The organism is Caballeronia sp. LjRoot29 (assembly GCF_964252755.1).
Lineage (GTDB): Bacteria > Pseudomonadota > Gammaproteobacteria > Burkholderiales > Burkholderiaceae > Caballeronia.
This window is the reverse complement of sequence record NZ_CAXUPU020000044.1, coordinates 18,765-36,403: the sequence shown is the minus strand read 5'-3', so window position 1 is coordinate 36,403 and position 17,639 is coordinate 18,765. Positions and strand designations below refer to the sequence as shown.

The following is a 17,639-nucleotide window of genomic DNA, read 5'->3' as shown; positions in this document are numbered from 1 at the left end:
CGACCGATGCGATCGAAGAATCCTGATCCATCGCGGTGACCCCGCCCTTTCGTTTGCACGCATCTCCTCCGATATTTCTTTCCTCTTTCCCCACCAGCCCCGGAATAAATACGAATCGAAATCCGTTTAGCACTGCATTCCGGAATGCTAATGCGAATGATTGGCATTGTCATGTGCGTAAACGAGCGGCGATCGTAATTAAAAAATAGGGAATATGTAAACATCATGAAAGTGAATCAGAAATACTTGAGAACGGGATTGCTCCTTCTGGCTGGTGCGGCGCAAATAGATCGCGCTATCGCGCAGCATATTCAAGACGCGTCTCAACCGGCAACCTTGCCGCCCATTCAGGTTCATGGCGCTGCGCTGTCGAGCTACAGTCCTTTCAATGGCGACGACACCATCAATGACCCGAAGCAGGTCAGCGCGGCCAGCAAGACCGGCACAAAACTGGAGGACCTGCCGTCCAACGCGCAGGTCATCCCGCGCGCGGTGCTCTCCCAGCAGGGCGCGACCATGTTGCGCGAAGGTTTGAATAACGCGAGCGGGGTCAACGTAGGCGGTCAGGACACGAAGGGCTATTACGATCACTTCCTGATCCGCGGCCTGAACGCCCAGATCTACAGCGATGGCTACTCCGATGGCGACCTTCTCGGCGGTATCTCGCACTCGCTCAATGGCGTCCAGCGCGTCGAAGTCCTGGAAGGGCCTGGGTCGGCACTCTTCGGCAGCGGGCCGCCTGGAGGCACGATCAACATCGTGCATTACACACCTTCGCCGGAGCTGCACTATGGCGCAAGCGTGCAAGCCGGGTCGTTCGGCACTGTCTCGAACAATGACTACATCACGGGCCCGACGGGCATTGCGGGTCTTAATTATCGGGTCGATGCCACCTTCTCGCATTCGGACGGGTTTCGCGACCTGAGCAGTCACGACTATGAGGTGAGACCCGCGCTGCAGTGGGAACTGGATAATCACACGATCGATTTCGCACTGGACCTGCGCGAGATCCATGAAACGCCCGACTCCTATGGACTGATCTATCTGAACGGCACGCCGATTAACAACGTGTCGATCGATTCGAAATACTCCACGCCCTTTGCCTTCGCTCACGGAAACTACATCCGTCCGACGCTTTCAGATAAGTGGCGGATCAATGATTTCCTTACTATCAACAACCGGTTCTCGTACCTGCATCGCTCGCTCGACGTGCTGGGAAATGGCGACAGTACGAGCACGAAAGTGAGCAATGGCGAGGTGGTAGGGCGTCAATTGCGCCAGCAGGATGATTCGGACAATACCTTCGACTACCAACTCGAGCCAGTCTGGCGCTTTGGAACTGGCAGCGTCGCTCACACGTTGCTGACGGGCTTCGAATACCAGCACCAGACAATCGACACGAAGCGCTCGACCGCTGACCTTCCCAACATTGCCGATGCCTTCGCGCCGGTTCCGCCGGAAACCGCCGTCGGCAACCTGACATTCCTCTGCGACGCGAAGCATTCCTGCGACGACGATCATCTCACCGCGAACTATTACAGCATCTACGCGACCGATCAGATCGATGTAACGGACAAGTTCAAGGTGCGTGCAGGGGTGCGCAAGGACTGGTGGGACACGTCGCTGACGCCGCTGATCTCCGTGCCCGGGCGCTTCGGGACCGGCGGCCAGCCGCTCCTCGCCGGCGTCACGGACAGCCGCGACGATGCCCCGGTGAGCTGGAATATTGGGGCGCTGTATAAACTGCTGCCGTGGATGTCTCCGTATGTTGGCGTATCGAAGAGCCATCTCGCCAACTTCAATTCCGAAAATACTCAGAACGGCATTGGTGCACCCGAGTCCGCGCTGCAATATGAGGCGGGCATCAAGTTCGCGTTCCTCGACGATCGCCTGATCCTCAACACGGCGCTCTTCGATGTTTCGCGAGACAACGTCGCCTCGCTCGTCACCCTTAACGGCGCGGAATCCGTCGTGTTCGACAGCCAGAAGACGAAAGGCGGCGAAGTGTCTCTGGATGCCGCCATCACGGACCGCTGGCATGTGTCGGCGAACGTGACGGCTCAGCACGCGGTTATTACCGACAATCCTCAGGGCATCACGTCGGTGGGAAATCATCCGCAAGGTGCGCCGGCGTATATGGCAAACCTGTGGACTACGTATGATTTTGCAATCGCCGGAATTTCAGGGTTCCACGTGGGTGCGGGCTTGAACTATCTGGGCAAGAGTTATAGCGATATCACCAACGTTAACTCGATCCCTTCCTACGTGATCGCCAATGCCGCGTTCGGCTTTGAGGCGCGTCATTGGGGTGTAGACCTTAACGTGCACAACATCACTGACCGTCGATATTTCATTGCCGCCAACGCCGCGGGTGCGTATGTGGGTCAACCGCTAAGCGCTTTTGTCACTGTTCATTCGGATTTTTAGTCTAACGGGACCTTTAATTCGCAACACACGCGAATGGCCGTTTGCTTTGCTCAGGCGAACGGCCTCTTGAGCTGGCTCATTGCATGAAGTACGTCGAACGTCTCGCACACGAGAGGCATCGATTCATCCACGACACGGCCGATCCGAAGACACTCACTAGAGAAGAAACGCCAGTGCTCCTTCTGCCAATACGATAAGGACAGATCCCCTTCACCTTCACTTGCCGCAAATTCGGCCGATACGCGCGCAAAGGGGGTGATCTCTACCGTCGCTGTCTGCAGAACTAGCGCTGGCTGACCATGCCAATCAAGAACAATTTCGATATCTCCAGCCTTCGGTAAAGCGTCGCCCTCGAATTCCCACGACCACAGCAAACTACACGTCGCTCGCTTGATGCCTCCCGCGATAAGCAAAATGAGCGCCTTAGAAAGCGCCTCGGAATCGCCAAAACTGCCAATCCGAACGTCGCCATCCGGCAGGCGGATACCCTGTTCGTGCAATGCATCCACGTGCCGTTCGACGATCGGGTTCATGCCTTCACAATTTCAGGTCGCGGTGCCGGAACTGCGACTTGGCAGCGAATCATTCGAGCCTGAAGAGGGACGAGAACGAAGGTCATCGATCGCCAGAAGCATCCGTCTTGACGCTTGACCGCCACGGCGCCATCGCTTCAAAAACACCGTCACGTCGCACCAGCGCGTGCAATAACGCGGCCGCCAGATGAAGCAGGATTAGTGCAAAGAAGCACAGCGCGAGCACCCTGTGTGCATTCCAGAGCAGCGTGTGTAGCGCGTTGCTATGCGGCAGGATGGCAGGCAAATGGATGCCCAACACCACGACAGGATAGTCCGCGGCCGAGAGCATGCCCCATCCGATTAGCGGAAGCCCGATCATCAATAAGTAAAACGCAAGATGCGATAAGCGGGCGGCGAGTTTCATCGGTTCCGGCATTGACGCCGGCAGCGGCGGCGCGCCGCGCGTCAACCTCACCACCAGACGAATCAGCGCGAGCACAAGAATAATCACACCCAGCGGCTTGTGGATGGACACGAGCGTCAGGTAATCCGGGCGAACGGTGGACACCATTCCCACGCCAATGAACAGCATCGCCAGAATGCAAATCGCCATGAGCCAGTGAAGCGCGCGCTGCAGCGGTGTAAAGCGATTGTGGATCGGGGTCATTGCGTGGCTCCTCCCGCCGGATGGCGCGGATAGTCCTTATCCTCAGCGGTCCGCCGATCGAATGAGACGGCATACGCGGCCGAACGCGCGGCGGGAAACGGATCGTCGGAGACGTGCATGCCGGGCGGCAGGACAGTAGGATCGAAGTTGATGTCCCGGCACGGCCCGTCATCCTCGGGTTCGATGGCGCTGACCACCAACGTTCCCGCCTCCACCTTGCGTCGGTCATCGGGCCACGCTTTGGTTGGGTCGGCGGTCGGGTCGCCGGGATTGGCGACCGTGAGAACCAGCGTCCATTGTTGCGGTGCGGCTTGCACGCGCTGCGTGATGTCGGCGGCGAGGAAGTCGGCGGCGCGCGCCTTCAGCTGATCAGCGGGGACGGCTTCCGGCTTCGCGGCCGGCACGAAGGACCAGCGCACGGCCTCGTCCTGTCCTGCAGCATTGGTGAAGATGAAGCTGTTGAGGCCGTTATATTGCTCCTGCGCGTAGGAGGCTGTCCACGGCGCGCTGCCGGCCCAGGCCGCAAAATGACCGAGTTCCGGGTGTGCGGCGGCAAAATTCTTCATCGCGTCCGGATCACTCGTGTTGGCCGATGCCTGCAGCAGTCCGTAGAAGGCCTGCGGCGTGGCGACGGCGAAGAATGGCGCGTTGATCATCGCCGTGCGCCATTCGCTGCCATCGGCGGCGACGATGCGCAGACTCAGGCCACGGACGCGAACGGTGGCGTCGGGCGCCTTGGGGTCCGCCGTAGCCAGGTTGAAACGTCCCGTGACTGGATACGAGCCAGACGCGAATACCGGCGCCTTGGACAGGGCCACGGCCGCGCCATTCGATTCGAAGTTGCCGGTAAAGCAGACGCCCTTGGCGTGATTGCGCCGAAAGCCTAGTGCCGGGCCGCCCGGCGGCGCCAGAGCGTTGACGATCTTCGTGGGCGTCAGGCGCGCCGGCGAAAGCCAGCCGGCTGTAAAAGCGAATGCGGCGACCAGCACGAGCACGACGACAGCAATCAGCAACAGCGAACGCACTGTGGATGTGTTGGAAGTCGGTCTGTCGACCATCGATTTCTCCCGGTGGGGAATGCCGGGTACGTGTGCCCGGCACAAGTGAGAAAAAGGGACGTCACCTGACGCCCATGCAGTCTACGTAAAAAGCGGGTCTTCAGACAATCAAAAATCGTTCTTCTTATATTCCACAGTGGAATACCGGGTCGCGACGCCAATCGTCGCGGCGATGGTATCGGAATATTGTCTCTAAGGCAGGGAGCCCGTGAAGAGGCATGGGGAAGTGGCTAGCGACAGCGCGTTTTATCCATCGCTTAGCATGGCGAATAAATAAATCGGAGCGGCTCGCGGGGACTTCAAGGATCGAAAAGCCGCGCCTGTTAAATCACCGGTCAGTGTTGGATGACCTCGGCGCGCGTTCATCCGCGGTGAGTTTGCGCACGATCGCAATGGTCTCGGCATCGGCGGGGAACAGCATTTCAAGCGCCAGCTCGGAAAGCGTGACGTCGGTAGGCGTACCAAAGACCGTGGTGGTATTGAGGAACGACAGAACACCCTGATCCGTCGCGATCCTGAGCTGCGTCGCAAAACGCCGCGAGCCTTAGCCGGCATCGGCAACCGCTTCCGCTTCCACCTGCGGATAAGCGAGGATCTCCGCGAGCAGCGCCTGGACGCCGGGATCCGCCCTGGCTTCGATCTGTTGACGCAGCACGGTGATCACATGTGCGCGCCACTCGGAAAGATTGACGATCCGCGGGGCCATCGCCCGCGGATGCAACATGAGACGCACTGCGTTGACCGGCGGCCGAAGAAACTCCTCTGCAACATCGACGTACAACTGTGGCAGCACAGCGTTCGACAACACGATGTTCCAATGACGGTCGACCGCGAAGGCTGGATAAGGTTTGTGCGCCTGTATGACTTGCTCGATCGCTTGCCGCGCGGCGGCGAGTTCCTCGAACGACCGCTCCTGATAGGCCGGCGCGAAACCGGCCGACAGGAGCAGGAGGTTGCGCTCGCGAAGCGGCACATCGAGGTGTTCGGCAAGACGGATGACCATCGGCATGCATTACGTGGGAGCCCGGGAAGTCCGGGGCTACGATGCGCTGGAGCAGCGCGTCACCGGCTCGCATGAGAAGAACGTTCGCGATGGCGGTTATCGTTTCAAGGTGAGCGCCGTGCACGCCTTGCAGGACGCAGTCATGGTGGACTGGAGCATGGTCCCGCGCACGGGGGACGCCATTGTCGCCGCTGGCCGCGACATCTTTATAGTCGATGCGAATCATCGTATTCTCATCGACTATCAGTTCATCGTTGGCTAGGGCGATCACGCGCGATGACTGTCATCTCTCCCGCGTCCAGAGGGCGGCGTGCCAAGGCGAAAAAGCTGTGCCGGAGTAGCCCGCGATCTCGCCTCGATTGTTGATCGAGGTCGCCACGCTGCTGTTGCCACCGGGGAGCATGCCCAAGTCGGTCATCACGCCATGCTCGTACAGAAAGGCGCGAAAATTCCCGCTTGCATCGGTCGACTCGCCGACTACCTGACCGCGATCGTTGATCCCGAGAGCAACACTGATGGTGCCGCCCGGGAGGGTGCCCAGGTCGGTCATCACGCCGTGTTCATACAGGAAGGCGTGCTCGTAGCCGTTTGCGATGGCCGCCTGGCCGACCACCTGGCCGCGATTGTTAAGCGCGAAAGCGGTGCTGCTGTTGCCGCCGGGGAGCCAGCCGAGGTTGGTCATCTCGCCGTGCTCGTATAGAAAGGCCTGGTCGGCGCCCGAGGTTGCACTGGTGGACGAGCCGACCACGTCGCCGCGTTCGTTGATCCCGTAAGCGGCGCTGAAGTAGCCGCCGGATAACGTGCCCAGGTCGATCACCTTGCCCTTTTCAAACAGAACGGCGTGGGTCGCCGTGAGTGCGTTGACCGCCCAGCCGACCACCTGACCGCGCTCGTTGATTGCGTTAGCGACACTGATATTGCCATTGGGAAGTGTACCCAGGTCGGTCATTTCGCCGTGTTCAAACAGAAACGCTTGCTCGTTCAGAGAGGCCTGCTCATTGCCGCCGATTGCCGACCAGCCGACAATCTGGCCGCGCTCGTTGATGCCGTTAGCGGTGGCATGGGTGCCACCGGTCAGCGTGCCGAGATCGATCACCCTCCCGTCTTCATACAGGGTAGCGTGCTGATCCCCGTTCGCGACGTTCGAGAAACCGACCGCTCGGCCGCGCTCGCTGATCGCGCTAGCCTGGCTGGTGTTGCCTGGGAGTGTACCGAGATCCTTGATGACATAAATTGGGGCCTCGGGATGATGGCGTGCGCTTTGGGCTGCGGCAGGCTGGAGTGCAGCCGCCGAGAGTAGGGCGACAGCAATCAATACGTGGTGAACAGAGTACGGGTGGCGAATTCTCTTGCAGGCAAATTCCATAGTGATCCCCTTTATGATCCCGCTACTGAAACATGACCTGAATCGCCATCGCCGATCGGGCCGCAGGCGTGCCACATGTGCTTTGACATGTAAATCGACAAGGACGCAACCGATAAATAGGACGCCATGCTAACGGTCCCATCAGGGACAGGCAGGCGCTAAATGCCTTTTCAAAATTCGCTGAATTTTTGACAACTCACTTCATGACCGCCGAGCAGATATGCACCATTCCCGGTCATCGACTGAGGCACGACTTCTATTCATTCGCAGCGCAAAGCGTTAGGACTTGAGTCTCTACGTTGGTGGGAGGGCGACTGGACTTAGCGTTGTTTTATAACTTAAGGGAATCCATTATTTTTGTCTTCCAATGTGTCCGTACTGCATTGGTCAAGTTCCGGTGTCCTGCACCGAAAGAGGAGATGATCTCATTTGAAAATGTACGCAGACAGAGGCTATGGATCAGTCTAGTCTAAGGAATAGTTTTTTCAACCTGTTAACTGGTGAGGCAGATTAATGACAATGCAAATCGCGATTACCTGCTTTTGTCCAATATCGATTTTCCCAAGGTCTATAGAGGTCTGTCGCGCTCACTGACTTGCGGTCGCCAACGCGTTCGCTGCAGCATGACCTTCCCTAAGCGCAGTCTGCAGTGCCGTCGCATCGCGTTTCGGAGACGTGCCGAACATGCGAGCGTACTCACGGCTGAATTGCGAGGGGCTCTCATAGCCGACTTCAAAAGACGCCGTCTCAACATTGGCGGCGCAGGAAATCATCAGCCGCCGTGCTTCGAGCAAGCGCAGTTGCTTCTGATACTGCAACGGCGTTAGCGAAGTCAGCGCCTTGAACTGACGATGAAAAGCCGAAGTGCTCATCTGCGCAACATCGGCCAGGTCCTCTATACGGACCGTTTCCCTGAAGCGGCTGCGCAAGCTGTGCATGGCGCTGATTACACGTTGCGAGGGTCCGTTCGCCAGTGCCAGTCTGGCGACATCATCGCCATGTGGACCGGTGAGAAGCCAATAGCAAATCTCGCGCAGGATCAGCGGGTGAAGCATGGGAATTGCCTTGGGCGTATCAAGCAGGCGCACCAGACGTAGCGCGCAATCCGCCAGCGGACCCTGAAAGTCGGTGACGAAGATGCCGCGGCTTGGTTCCTCGCTCGCGATGGGCGGTGCATCCAGTTCGTCCGCGACGCTTCGCATGATTGCAAGATCCAGCTCGAACGCAAGAACGAGACAAGGCTCGCCGGGACTTGCCTCCACGACACGGCCTATTGACGGCGCCTCGACACCGATCAGCAGCGCCTGCCCAGCACGGTAGACGAGCCGGCTGCCGCCGAACGTCGCCCACTTCGCACCCTGCGCCACAACGCACAGAGCCGGCCTGGAGATCATGTGCGTGGGTTGCTTGGGGTGGTTTGATCGAAGAATGGCCAAGCCGTCGATCGCCGTCATGAAGGGGCTTTCTCCGGGCTGGCGATTCGTATAGCGCAGAAGCGCTTCAGCTAATTCATCCGGCATCACGGGACTCCTTTCACGCTGATTCTGCACCCCGCGCTGGCAGGCCGGGCATTCATAGCCGCGCACAGCCAGGAATAGGCAGGAAATCGAATGGTTTCGGCATTCTCGCGCCAGTATGCCGTCGACATAATAAGCCCATACGTCGGCAGCAAATGACGGAGTCTAAAAGGAAATTAACCTATGTCAGCCAGCAAAGTAGCGATCGTTACCGGCGGTAGCCGCGGGATCGGCCGCAACGCTGTATTGCGCCTCGCCAAGCAAGGCGTGCATGCCATCTTTACCTACAGGTCCAATCGGACGGAAGCCGATAATGTTGTCGCGCTTACCGCCGAGTCAGGCGCACAGGCCATCGCGCTACCGCTCGATACAGGCGATTCGCGCACGTTCGACGGCTTCGCCGGAGAGGTCCGCAAAGCGCTTGCCGAGCTGGGTGTCAAGCGTTTCGATTTCCTCGTGAACAATGCGGGCATGTCGTCCAGCGCGAGCCTCGAAACGATCACCGAAGCGGAGATGGACGCACTCTATGACGTCCACTTCAAGGGCGTGTTGTTCCTGACGCAGAAGCTGCTTCCGCTCATGAAGGACGGCGGCCGTATCGTCAATATATCGTCGGGACTTGCTCGGTTTGCGATGCCAAATCGAATCGGCTACGGGCCAATCAAGGCGGCTGTGGAAGCGTTGACGCGCTACCTGGCCGTAGAGTTGGCGCCGCGCCGGATCACCGCCAATGTCGTTGCACCAGGGGCCATTGCCACGGACTTCAGCGGCGGTATCGTGCGCGACAATCCGCAGGTCAACAAGATGGTCGCAGATCATACGGCGCTAGGCCGGGTCGGTGTCCCGGAGGATGTTGGACCGGTCATCGCTGCACTGCTCTCCGATGATTTCGGCTGGGTGAACGCGCAGCGGATCGAAGTCGCCGGTGGCATGCATATCTAGGGGGTGAGATGTCGAGAGAGAGGTTGCACGCTGGTCGAACCAGGCGGGGCGCGAACGAACTTTCGATATCAAAGCGCGCAGCCATCGCCAAAGCTCGATGCCTACGATGTGTCGCCGGCGCGCATGGCGCATCGGATGATCGAGGAAGGGACAAACATGCCGGTTGGAGACCCGGCGAAGGTGGCGGCGATCATTATTGCAAGCGCCGACCATAACTCTGTTCCTAAGCGGATAGCCTTGGGTAGCGATGCTTACGGCGTCATGTGCGAGCAATTAAGCGAGCGTCTCGCTGCGCTGGAAGCGCTCGCATTTTCAACCGATTTTCCAACGGAAACGTAGGAATACGTATTAATTGCCGCGTGACATAGCCGAAGCTTCGCCCACGAGACGCGACCATAAAAATGTTTCGTGATGAACTGGGCGCTACTCATGACGCACGATGGCATGGGCCATAGTGGTCGGTCTAACTAACGCTTCCCAGCCGCAAAAACAGGGTGGGTCGGAGTGACTCTTGCGTCCCATCTCCATCGAGGTGCTGGTCAATCCTTGCACTTATTCGCGGCTGGTTGTCATCTTTACAAGCGTTATTGACCGGCCGGTGACTTTACGCTCGGGGTTGCCAGTGTATTGTTGCTCGGCGGAGCGGCGGTGGTGCTATTCGTGCTGCTCGGCAGGCCGGAGTTCGGCTTGCCCATTCCGCTGTCCGAACCGGGGGTACCCGGCGTGCCGTAGCCGCCCGTTGTGCCATTCATCTGGTTCCCCGGATTCACCTGGTTTGCGGGGCTGGCCGTGCTGCCCGACGAACTACCGCCGGCTGAGCCTCCACCTGCGCCTCCAGCCGATTGTGCATAAGCGCCACCCGACAGTGCGAGGGCGGCGACGGCCGCGATTACTGTGCTGGTTACCTTAATCATGATGCGTGCCTCCTTGGTTGGAATGAGATAAAGACGCAGACGGTCGCCGCCTGCTCGCCTACGAATAAAGCAGTTACCGTGCCGCGTCGGTCCTATTCGTCATAAGAACTGGGTATGTCGCAGGACGATGTGAGCCTGGTCAATCTTCTCAGTCCGGATGGTGTAAATCCCTTACGCAACCGCTTCAAAAATCCCTCGAACCCACTGCGCAAATACCCGGACTCTCGCCGATAACTGCCGGTTCTGCGGATACAAAACTGAAACCGGCATGGGCGGCGGCGGAAACGCACCGAGCACGACCTTCAGTTTCCCCGCCGATAATTCCCCCATCACCCGATACCGCGGCACCTGCACCAGCCCCAATCCCGCCACCGCGGATCCCGTATATAAATCCGCGCCTGTGACGGAAACCACCGCGGCGAGTTGAATCTCGATCACGTGGCCATCGACGGTAAATTCCATCGGCAAGACCCGCCCCGATCCGCTCGACAGGTAATTCACCGCCCGATGCGTACCCAGCGCTTCGAGCGTCTCCGGCTCCCCAAACTGCTCGATATAAGCGGGGCTCGCCACCGTCACCTGCTCCATTAACGCGACGCGGCGACCGACCATCGATGAATCCTGCAGCGTCCCCGCCCGCAGCACGCAGTCGATACCCTCGCGCACCAGATCCACCAAGCGGTCGTCTTCGCCAATCTGCAATTCGATGTCCGGATACTGCGCGACGAACTCAGGCAGTGCCGGCACGACGAAATGCCGGGCGAGCGTCCCTTGCAAATTCACGCGTAGCAAGCCCTTCGGCGCGACATTGCGAAACGACCCCTCCGCTTCCTCCATGTCCGCGACCAGCCTCACGCAGCGGCGATAGAACGCCTCGCCGTCGTGCGTCAGCCGCACCGTGCGCGTAGTGCGCTCAAGCAGCCGCGTCCCGAGCCGCTCCTCCATGCGCTTCAGCAGGTTCGTGACCGTGGCGCGCGGTATCTGCAAGTCGTCGGCGGCTTGCGTAAAGCTGCTGCGCTCAGCGATACGGATAAAAACCTGCATTTCTTGAAACCGGTCCATGGGCGACTCGCGGGTCTGGATTGTTAAAGTAAATGGAATGATATTACTAAATTTCCACTAATTATCATTCGATGTGAATGATCGATACTTCAATCACGCACTTCACCACCTCAAAAGGAGCGAATCATGAACACGGTCAAGAACAGCCAGGTAGCGATTGTCACGGGCGCATCGCGCGGTATTGGCGCAGCAGTGGCGCGTCGTCTCGCCAACGATGGTTTCGCGGTAGCCATCAACTACGCATCGAGCTCGAAAGAAGCCGACGCGCTCGTGGTGGAGCTCGCCGCGCAGGGCGCGAAAGCCGTCGCGATCAAAGCCGATGTGGCAAACCCCGACGATGTCCGCGCCTTGTTCGACGCGACCGAGCAGCAACTCGGCAAGGTCGGCGTGCTGGTGAATAACGCCGGCGTGCTGAAGACGTTGCCGCTGGCGGAGACCTCCGACGCGCTCTACGACCAGACCTTCGGTATCAACGTTCGCGGCACCTTCAACACGCTGCGCGAAGCGGCGGCGCGGATGAACGACGGTGGCCGCATCGTCAATTTCTCGAGCACGACGCTCGCCCTGAACATGCCCGGCTATGCCATTTACAACGCGACGAAAGCAGCTGTCGAAGCGTTCACGCATGTGTTCGCGAAGGAATTGCGCGGCCGCAATATCACGGTGAACGCGGTCGCTCCTGGTCCGGTCGCCACCTCGCTATTCCTCGATGGCAAGACCGAAGAACAGATCCAGGCCTTCGCGAAAATGCCGCCGCTGCAACGCCTCGGCCAGCCTGAAGATATTGCATCGGTCGTATCGTTCCTCGCCGGTCCGGATGCGGCCTGGGTCAACGGCCAGATCCTGCGCGCGAATGGCGGCGTCGCCTGATAAAGCATAGACCTTAGTTTAACTGAACATTTCGGAGAAGCATCATGAAGTCAGTCATCTTGATAACGGGCGCAGGAACCGGCATTGGCAAGTTGAGCGCATTGGCGCTGGCCGAAGCGGGGCACATTGTGTACGCGAGCATGCGCGATGTGGAAGGCCGCAATTGCGCACGGGCCGAGGAATTGCGGGCTATATCGGCACAGAAGGGCATTGCGTTGATGCCGCTGGAACTCGACGTCCTCTCGCAGGATTCCGCCGATGCCGCTGCCGCAACCATCGTCCGTGAGCAGGGCAGGATTGACGTCGTGATGCAGAACGCGGGGCATCTGGTGGTTGGCCCGTCGGAAGCGTTCACGCCGGAAGAAATGATGAAGGTATTCGACACCAATCTGTTCGGCGCGCAGCGCGTCAACCGCGCGGTGCTGCCTTATATGCGCAAGCAGGAATCCGGGCTTGTCCTGTGGATCAGCAGCACGACGACCAAGGGTGGTTTCCCGCCGTTCATGGGACCTTACGGCGCAGCCAAGGCCGCGATGGATTCGCTTGCCGTCACATTGGCGTATGAACTGGCGCGCTTTGGCGTGGAGACATCCATTGTGGTCCCGGGCGCATTCACCAGCGGCACCGACCACTTCCCGAGCGCGGGCAAACCAGCCGACTCGGCGCGCGCTGCAGCCTATGCCCGATACGACGGCGTGATGGACAAGATCGGCGAGCGCCTGAGCGCACTGACGCCGCCTGACGCCGATCCGAAGGCGGTCGCCGATGAGGTGGTGCGCATCGTCGGGATGGAGAAGGGCACGCGGCCGATGCGCTCGGTGATTGATTTCGTCGGCGATGGCGCGGCGCAGGTGCTGCAGGTATCGGAGCGGGTGCGGATTGATTTTGCGAAACGCATCGGCATGGGCGACTTGCTTGAAGCGAAGGTCTCACGATGAAAGCCGCCAGGCGTATCGTTCGCGGCGCCTGGCTTGGCCTTCTTATGTTGACCGCCGCATGCGGTCAGCAGGGTTGCGCGCAGCAGGAGGGCAAGACCATGAAAGCATCGACGACGTATTTATATCTGCTCAGGAAGACGCCGTTTTTTACCGCACTCGATACCGGGCAGTTGCGCTGGACCATAGGTCACTCGCGCGAGTGGGAAGCGCAGGCGGGCACGGTGGTCACGAATTGTTCGGCGACGGATAAGAGCGATGACTTCTGGATCCTGCTCGATGGCCGCTGGCAAGTGGAACATGATGGCCACGCGTACCCGGCCGGTCATGCCGATGCGGGCAAGTGGTTCAGCGCATCGGAGGTTTCAGGGGACTGCCGGCTGGTCACGACCGAGCATAGCTACGTGATGAAAATCACGCGCGCCGATATGAACGACATGCTCAGTGGTGGATTCGGTTTTGAATCGCACATGCGCGAAGGGCGGGCTTATTATCGGACGATGTTTGCGGCGGTGCCGGAGAAAACCACCGTAATCCCCTAAACCCGAAACACCGCCACCGCGACGTCCAGCTTCTCCGCTTGCTGCTCAAGCGACGCCGCAGCCGCAGCTGCTTCTTCCACCAGCGCTGCGTTCTGCTGCGTTACCTCATCCATCTGCGCGACCGCGCGATTGATCTGTTCGATACCACCGGTCTGCTCGTTCGATGCCGCGCTGATCTCGCCAATGATGTCCGACACGCGCTTCACCGCCGCGACCACTTCGCTCATCGTCTGGCCCGCTTGCCCCGCCAGCACGTTGCCGGCTTGCACCTTGCCCGCCGATGCATTGATCAACTCCTTGATCTCTTTCGCGGCCCCGGCGCTGCGTTGCGCGAGGTTGCGCACTTCGCCCGCGACTACTGCAAAACCACGTCCTTGTTCGCCCGCCCGCGCGGCTTCCACCGCTGCGTTCAGCGCAAGAATATTCGTCTGGAATGCGATCCCTTCGATTACGCCAATGATGTCCGCGATCCGCGTCGAACTCGTCGCGATATCGTCCATCGTATGAACGACCTTGCCCACCACGGTGCCACCACGTACGGCCGTTGCCGATGCATCGATAGCCAGTTCGCTCGCTTGCCGCGCGTTGTCGGCGTTCTGGCGGACGGTCGCCGTCAACTGCTCCATGCTCGACGCTGTCTGCTGCAACGAAGCCGCCTGTTCTTCCGTGCGTTGCGACAAATCGATGTTGCCCGCCGCAATCTCACGCGCACCATGCGAGATCGCGCCCGTGCCGCCGCGCACTTGTTGGACCGTTCCCACCAGCCCTTGCTGCATCTTGCCGAGCGCTGCAAACAAGCGGCCCATTTCGTTGTCCCGCGAGGCGTCGATACTCGCCGTCAGGTCGCCCGCCGCAATCTGTTCGAAGTGGTGAATCGCCGACTCGATCGGCTTCATCACGGCAGCGCTCAGCGCCGCCCGTGCGATGAACCCGAGCACCAGCGCCAACGCCGCGACAATCACGGCGGCCGTCGCCATCGTGTGGAACTGAGTCTGTGCCTGCGCATAACGGTCTTGCTGATGCGCGATCTGGAATGCTTCCAGCGCGGACATCGCGTGATCGTAGGTCGCGTATAAACCGTCCGCCGTCTGAACCTGGAGCGTGCGGAAAGTCGTGAAGTCGTTCTGCGCGAGGGCATCGAATTCAAGGTTGAGCGCCTTCGCAATCAACGCGTCGCGCGCCGATTTGGCGGCTTGCACAAGCGGCTCTTCTTGCGGATCGCGCGGTTTGGCAAGGTACGCATCGAACTCGCTATCGCTTGCTTTCAGCGTCTTGCGCGCGTTGGGCAGCAAGTCATCGCCCGCCTTGCCGAGCATGAACAATGTCTCGAAGCTGCCGAGCGCAAGGCGCACTTGCAACAGCCGCTGCGAACTGGTCTTGAGATGCGTGATGGCGACGGTATCGGTGGCGACCATCTGTTCGAGCGCCTGGTTGCTCTGGCGCAGGCACAAAGCGGCTGCAAGCAGAACCGCGACGAGCGCGAGCGTGTAACCGGCGATGGTAATCGTGAGTCCGCGACGAATAGTAAAGTTCTTGAGCATGGTCTGGATCGCGGCAAACACGGCACGCGTGGGGTTTCCTCGGTTGGGTCTCTGGCCGGTATCGTTTAGTTTTCGAGAATAAACAGCGAACGATGCCGGTCGCGGCTCAGGCGAGCCAGGCTGACCGCCAGAATGGCAGGCTAGTCGACAGGGCTCGTTACGCGATTCTCAAGCACGTGACGCAATAGCGACATCGGGAAATGTGCGCCTTCAGATTCGCGTGTTCGTGCCGATAAACGGGGGATGCTGCGGGCAAACCGCAATAGCGCTTGTGCAATGTCCGCTCAGCTGACCCGTGTCGTGAATGCGTAACCGTTCTTGCCGTTGCGCTTCACCTGGTACATGGATTCGTCGGCGGCGGCGACGAGCTGATGGTAGTCGCTGACAGGATGTGGAAAGCTCGCTATGCCGATGCTGGCGTGCACGAAACCAACGCCCATCTGCTCGCCTGTCTCGACCACGCAGTCGATCAGGCGCTGCGCAATCGCCTCTAATTCAGCTCTCGTCGAAAATTCTCGGATGAGTACGACAAACTCGTCGCCGCCGAAGCGGGCGACCACATCGGCCAGACGCACGGTCTTGCGAAATCGCTTTGAAACCGCAATCAGGAATTCATCGCCCACTCGATGGCCGAGTGAATCGTTGACTTGTTTGAAGCCGTCCAGGTCAACGTAAATCACGGCGATTTTATGCGGCCTTGCACCGTCCGATGAACTCGCGGCCGTTTCCGCCAGCGTAGCGAACAATTTGCGTCGGTTGGGCAGGCCCGTCATGGCGTCGTGAAGCGCGGCATGCTCGAACTTGTGCGACTCGCCCGCCAGTTGGCGCGTGCGCTTTGCATACATGCCGAGGGCGGTTATCAGCGCACCGAATACACATGCCGACAGCACGATCAACGTGCTCGCCACGCGCGTTATGCGGGTGCGTGCGTCGGCGCCGTCATGGCTGCGCTGCGCACGCCAGTACACGGATTCGACGGCGAGCAGCGCGTCGGTATCGTCGAGACTGGTGCTGGGCGACAGAGCGGATTGAGGGATACGCGGCGCGGCCGACGGGCTTGCGTTCACCAGCGCCGCGAGCGACGCGAGGCGGTCGGCGAGGTCGATTCGTGCTTGCCGATAGTCGCCGGATGGTGGAGATCGTCCCGCTTGTCCTGATTGCCCCGATCTCGCGACGCTGTTATCGGCCTGCGGCTGCCAAACGCGGACCAGGTTGCGAGCGCTCTCCGCCCGTTCGATTCCTTCGAGAACGAGTCCGCTGTATTCCTGCTTCAACTGGTCGGAAAAAATTGTCCGGATTTCGAATGCGAGCGACAGCAGGCCTATTAGCAGGCAGAGGAAAGAAATGCAGGCGATCGTAGCCGGACCTGGCCTGTAACGCATCGGACGGACAGGTTTGAGGGCGCGCGGCCGCTCACGGATGGGCGTAGATATCTCGCTGGCTTTCAGTTCCATGCTGCCGGTAGCTTACGCGATGAAAAAATGAACCCATGCGGGTGAACAAGTTGCCGCTCGTCTTGACGCGCGGCGCCGGGCGGCGGCGTTCAACGCTCGTGGAACAACTTGCTCGAACAGGACGAATGACGACGAGTTTGGGCGCGGCCGAATTGGGTGGCGCTGCGCGAGAATCCAGTTGAGCGGAAGACACGGGGTCGTTCAGATCGGCGCTGGCGAGGGCGACAGGACGAGCCGGAGCCACGGGCGCCGCGATGTTATCGGACAAGGCCGTTTGTTGCACGGTCGGCGCCGTAACTGGTTCTGCGGCCGCCGGCGCCGGCGCCGGCGCTGCAAGCCAGAGCGTCTGCCGTGCGTGCTCCATGGCTTCGGCGTAAGCATGCTGGTCCTGATTGAACCAGACGCCATACCCGACCGTTCCCATGACGCCAATTGTCAGTGCACTCGCCGAGGCAATCCAAAGCGCAAGCCGTCCGAATCTGACGGGCGTTGGCGGAAAGGAAAGGTCGGCGTCAGGATCTGTATCGGTTCCGTCGGTCTCCGATGGCAACTGGTTACGATTGGACATGACAACATTCTCCGATCATTTCGTCTGATATTTCGACGAAATTGGTTCATACGGTTGAGCGAAATTTGGAAGTGGGGAACTGCAAAAAGAATGTACCCCGCAAAGAGCGGAGGTAACGTGATCAAGCAGCAGTTAACGTGCCTGCGTTGTGCGAAAAGGCGCTAAGCACTCAAGCCCCCAATTTTGAATCAGCGCGAGATTTCATGCATGCGACAAGCGGAGCGGTGCGCGCTGGTATCGATCTGAAGGTCGAAGTTC

The 17,639-nt window shown here is 59.7% G+C and carries 18 protein-coding genes; 7 read left to right on the top strand and 11 right to left on the bottom strand.

The window, feature by feature from the left end; genetic code table 11:
- Positions 1–225: 225 nt before the first annotated feature.
- Entirely contained in the window at positions 226–2,427 is a 2,202-nt protein-coding gene (locus tag ACSQ83_RS31750; RefSeq protein ID WP_436230843.1) for a TonB-dependent receptor, read from the top strand.
- A 50-nt stretch (positions 2,428–2,477) separates the two neighbouring features.
- Here ACSQ83_RS31750 and ACSQ83_RS31745 read toward each other — a convergent pair whose 3' ends face one another.
- From ACSQ83_RS31745 to ACSQ83_RS31730, 4 genes are all read right to left on the bottom strand, one after another.
- Positions 2,478–2,960, bottom strand: a complete 483-nt coding sequence (locus ACSQ83_RS31745) for an ASCH domain-containing protein (RefSeq protein WP_414954450.1) — start codon at positions 2,958–2,960, stop codon at positions 2,478–2,480.
- 82 nt (positions 2,961–3,042) lie between these two features.
- On the bottom strand, positions 3,043–3,609 hold the full coding sequence (locus tag ACSQ83_RS31740) for a cytochrome b (protein WP_414954451.1): 567 nt from the start codon (positions 3,607–3,609) through the stop codon (positions 3,043–3,045).
- Entirely contained in the window at positions 3,606–4,667 is a 1,062-nt protein-coding gene (locus ACSQ83_RS31735) for a catalase family peroxidase (protein ID WP_436230842.1), read from the bottom strand. Before ACSQ83_RS31735 ends, ACSQ83_RS31740 begins: the two co-directional genes overlap by 4 nt.
- A 544-nt stretch (positions 4,668–5,211) precedes the next feature.
- Entirely contained in the window at positions 5,212–5,670 is a 459-nt protein-coding gene (locus ACSQ83_RS31730) for an MmyB family transcriptional regulator (protein ID WP_436230841.1), read from the bottom strand.
- Between ACSQ83_RS31730 and ACSQ83_RS31725 the strand changes: the two genes are divergently transcribed.
- Positions 5,663–5,932 (top strand): hypothetical protein, encoded by a 270-nt coding sequence (locus tag ACSQ83_RS31725; protein WP_436230840.1) that lies wholly within the window; start codon positions 5,663–5,665, stop codon positions 5,930–5,932. The genes ACSQ83_RS31730 and ACSQ83_RS31725 overlap by 8 nt on opposite strands.
- Before the next feature lie 21 nt (positions 5,933–5,953).
- On the opposite strand, the gene ACSQ83_RS31720 is transcribed toward ACSQ83_RS31725, so the two are convergent.
- Together ACSQ83_RS31720 and ACSQ83_RS31715 are read right to left on the bottom strand one after the other, a co-directional pair.
- Positions 5,954–7,036 (bottom strand): DUF3466 family protein, encoded by a 1,083-nt coding sequence (locus ACSQ83_RS31720; RefSeq protein ID WP_436230839.1) that lies wholly within the window; start codon positions 7,034–7,036, stop codon positions 5,954–5,956.
- A 587-nt stretch (positions 7,037–7,623) separates the two neighbouring features.
- Positions 7,624–8,556, bottom strand: a complete 933-nt coding sequence (locus ACSQ83_RS31715; protein WP_414954456.1) for an AraC family transcriptional regulator — start codon at positions 8,554–8,556, stop codon at positions 7,624–7,626.
- 180 nt (positions 8,557–8,736) lie between these two features.
- On the opposite strand from ACSQ83_RS31715, the gene ACSQ83_RS31710 reads away from it, so the two are divergent.
- Positions 8,737–9,495 carry an SDR family NAD(P)-dependent oxidoreductase gene (locus ACSQ83_RS31710; protein ID WP_436230838.1) on the top strand — a complete coding sequence of 253 codons (759 nt, stop codon included), beginning with the start codon at positions 8,737–8,739 and terminating at the stop codon, positions 9,493–9,495.
- A gap of 135 nt (positions 9,496–9,630) precedes the next feature.
- Positions 9,631–9,834 carry a hypothetical protein gene (locus tag ACSQ83_RS31705; protein ID WP_436230837.1) on the top strand — a complete coding sequence of 68 codons (204 nt, stop codon included), beginning with the start codon at positions 9,631–9,633 and terminating at the stop codon, positions 9,832–9,834.
- 245 nt (positions 9,835–10,079) lie between these two features.
- Here ACSQ83_RS31705 and ACSQ83_RS31700 read toward each other — a convergent pair whose 3' ends face one another.
- Positions 10,080–10,409, bottom strand: a complete 330-nt coding sequence (locus ACSQ83_RS31700) for a hypothetical protein (RefSeq protein WP_414954459.1) — start codon at positions 10,407–10,409, stop codon at positions 10,080–10,082.
- A 171-nt stretch (positions 10,410–10,580) separates the two neighbouring features.
- Complete coding sequence (locus ACSQ83_RS31695; protein ID WP_414954460.1) at positions 10,581–11,471, bottom strand: LysR family transcriptional regulator; 891 nt, start codon at positions 11,469–11,471, stop codon at positions 10,581–10,583.
- Positions 11,472–11,597: 126 nt separating this feature from the next.
- Between ACSQ83_RS31695 and ACSQ83_RS31690 the strand changes: the two genes are divergently transcribed.
- The 3 genes from ACSQ83_RS31690 (at position 11,598) to ACSQ83_RS31680 (ending at position 13,818) form a co-directional block, all read left to right on the top strand.
- On the top strand, positions 11,598–12,341 hold the full coding sequence (locus tag ACSQ83_RS31690) for an SDR family oxidoreductase (RefSeq protein ID WP_414969641.1): 744 nt from the start codon (positions 11,598–11,600) through the stop codon (positions 12,339–12,341).
- Between the two features lie 44 nt (positions 12,342–12,385).
- Positions 12,386–13,279 carry an SDR family oxidoreductase gene (locus ACSQ83_RS31685; protein ID WP_414954462.1) on the top strand — a complete coding sequence of 298 codons (894 nt, stop codon included), beginning with the start codon at positions 12,386–12,388 and terminating at the stop codon, positions 13,277–13,279.
- Between the two features lie 98 nt (positions 13,280–13,377).
- Entirely contained in the window at positions 13,378–13,818 is a 441-nt protein-coding gene (locus ACSQ83_RS31680) for a hypothetical protein (protein WP_436230836.1), read from the top strand.
- Here the strand turns inward: ACSQ83_RS31680 and ACSQ83_RS31675 are convergent.
- The 3 genes from ACSQ83_RS31675 to ACSQ83_RS31665 all read right to left on the bottom strand — a co-directional run bounded on the left by ACSQ83_RS31675 (position 13,815) and on the right by ACSQ83_RS31665 (position 17,381).
- The gene (locus ACSQ83_RS31675) at positions 13,815–15,359 is read right to left on the bottom strand and encodes a methyl-accepting chemotaxis protein (RefSeq protein WP_436230835.1); all 1,545 of its coding nucleotides are present in this window, start codon (positions 15,357–15,359) and stop codon (positions 13,815–13,817) included. The genes ACSQ83_RS31680 and ACSQ83_RS31675 overlap by 4 nt on opposite strands.
- A 284-nt stretch (positions 15,360–15,643) precedes the next feature.
- Complete coding sequence (locus tag ACSQ83_RS31670) at positions 15,644–16,813, bottom strand: diguanylate cyclase (protein WP_436230834.1); 1,170 nt, start codon at positions 16,811–16,813, stop codon at positions 15,644–15,646.
- Complete coding sequence (locus tag ACSQ83_RS31665; RefSeq protein ID WP_436230833.1) at positions 16,773–17,381, bottom strand: hypothetical protein; 609 nt, start codon at positions 17,379–17,381, stop codon at positions 16,773–16,775. Before ACSQ83_RS31665 ends, ACSQ83_RS31670 begins: the two co-directional genes overlap by 41 nt.
- Between the last annotated feature and the right edge of the window lie 258 nt (positions 17,382–17,639).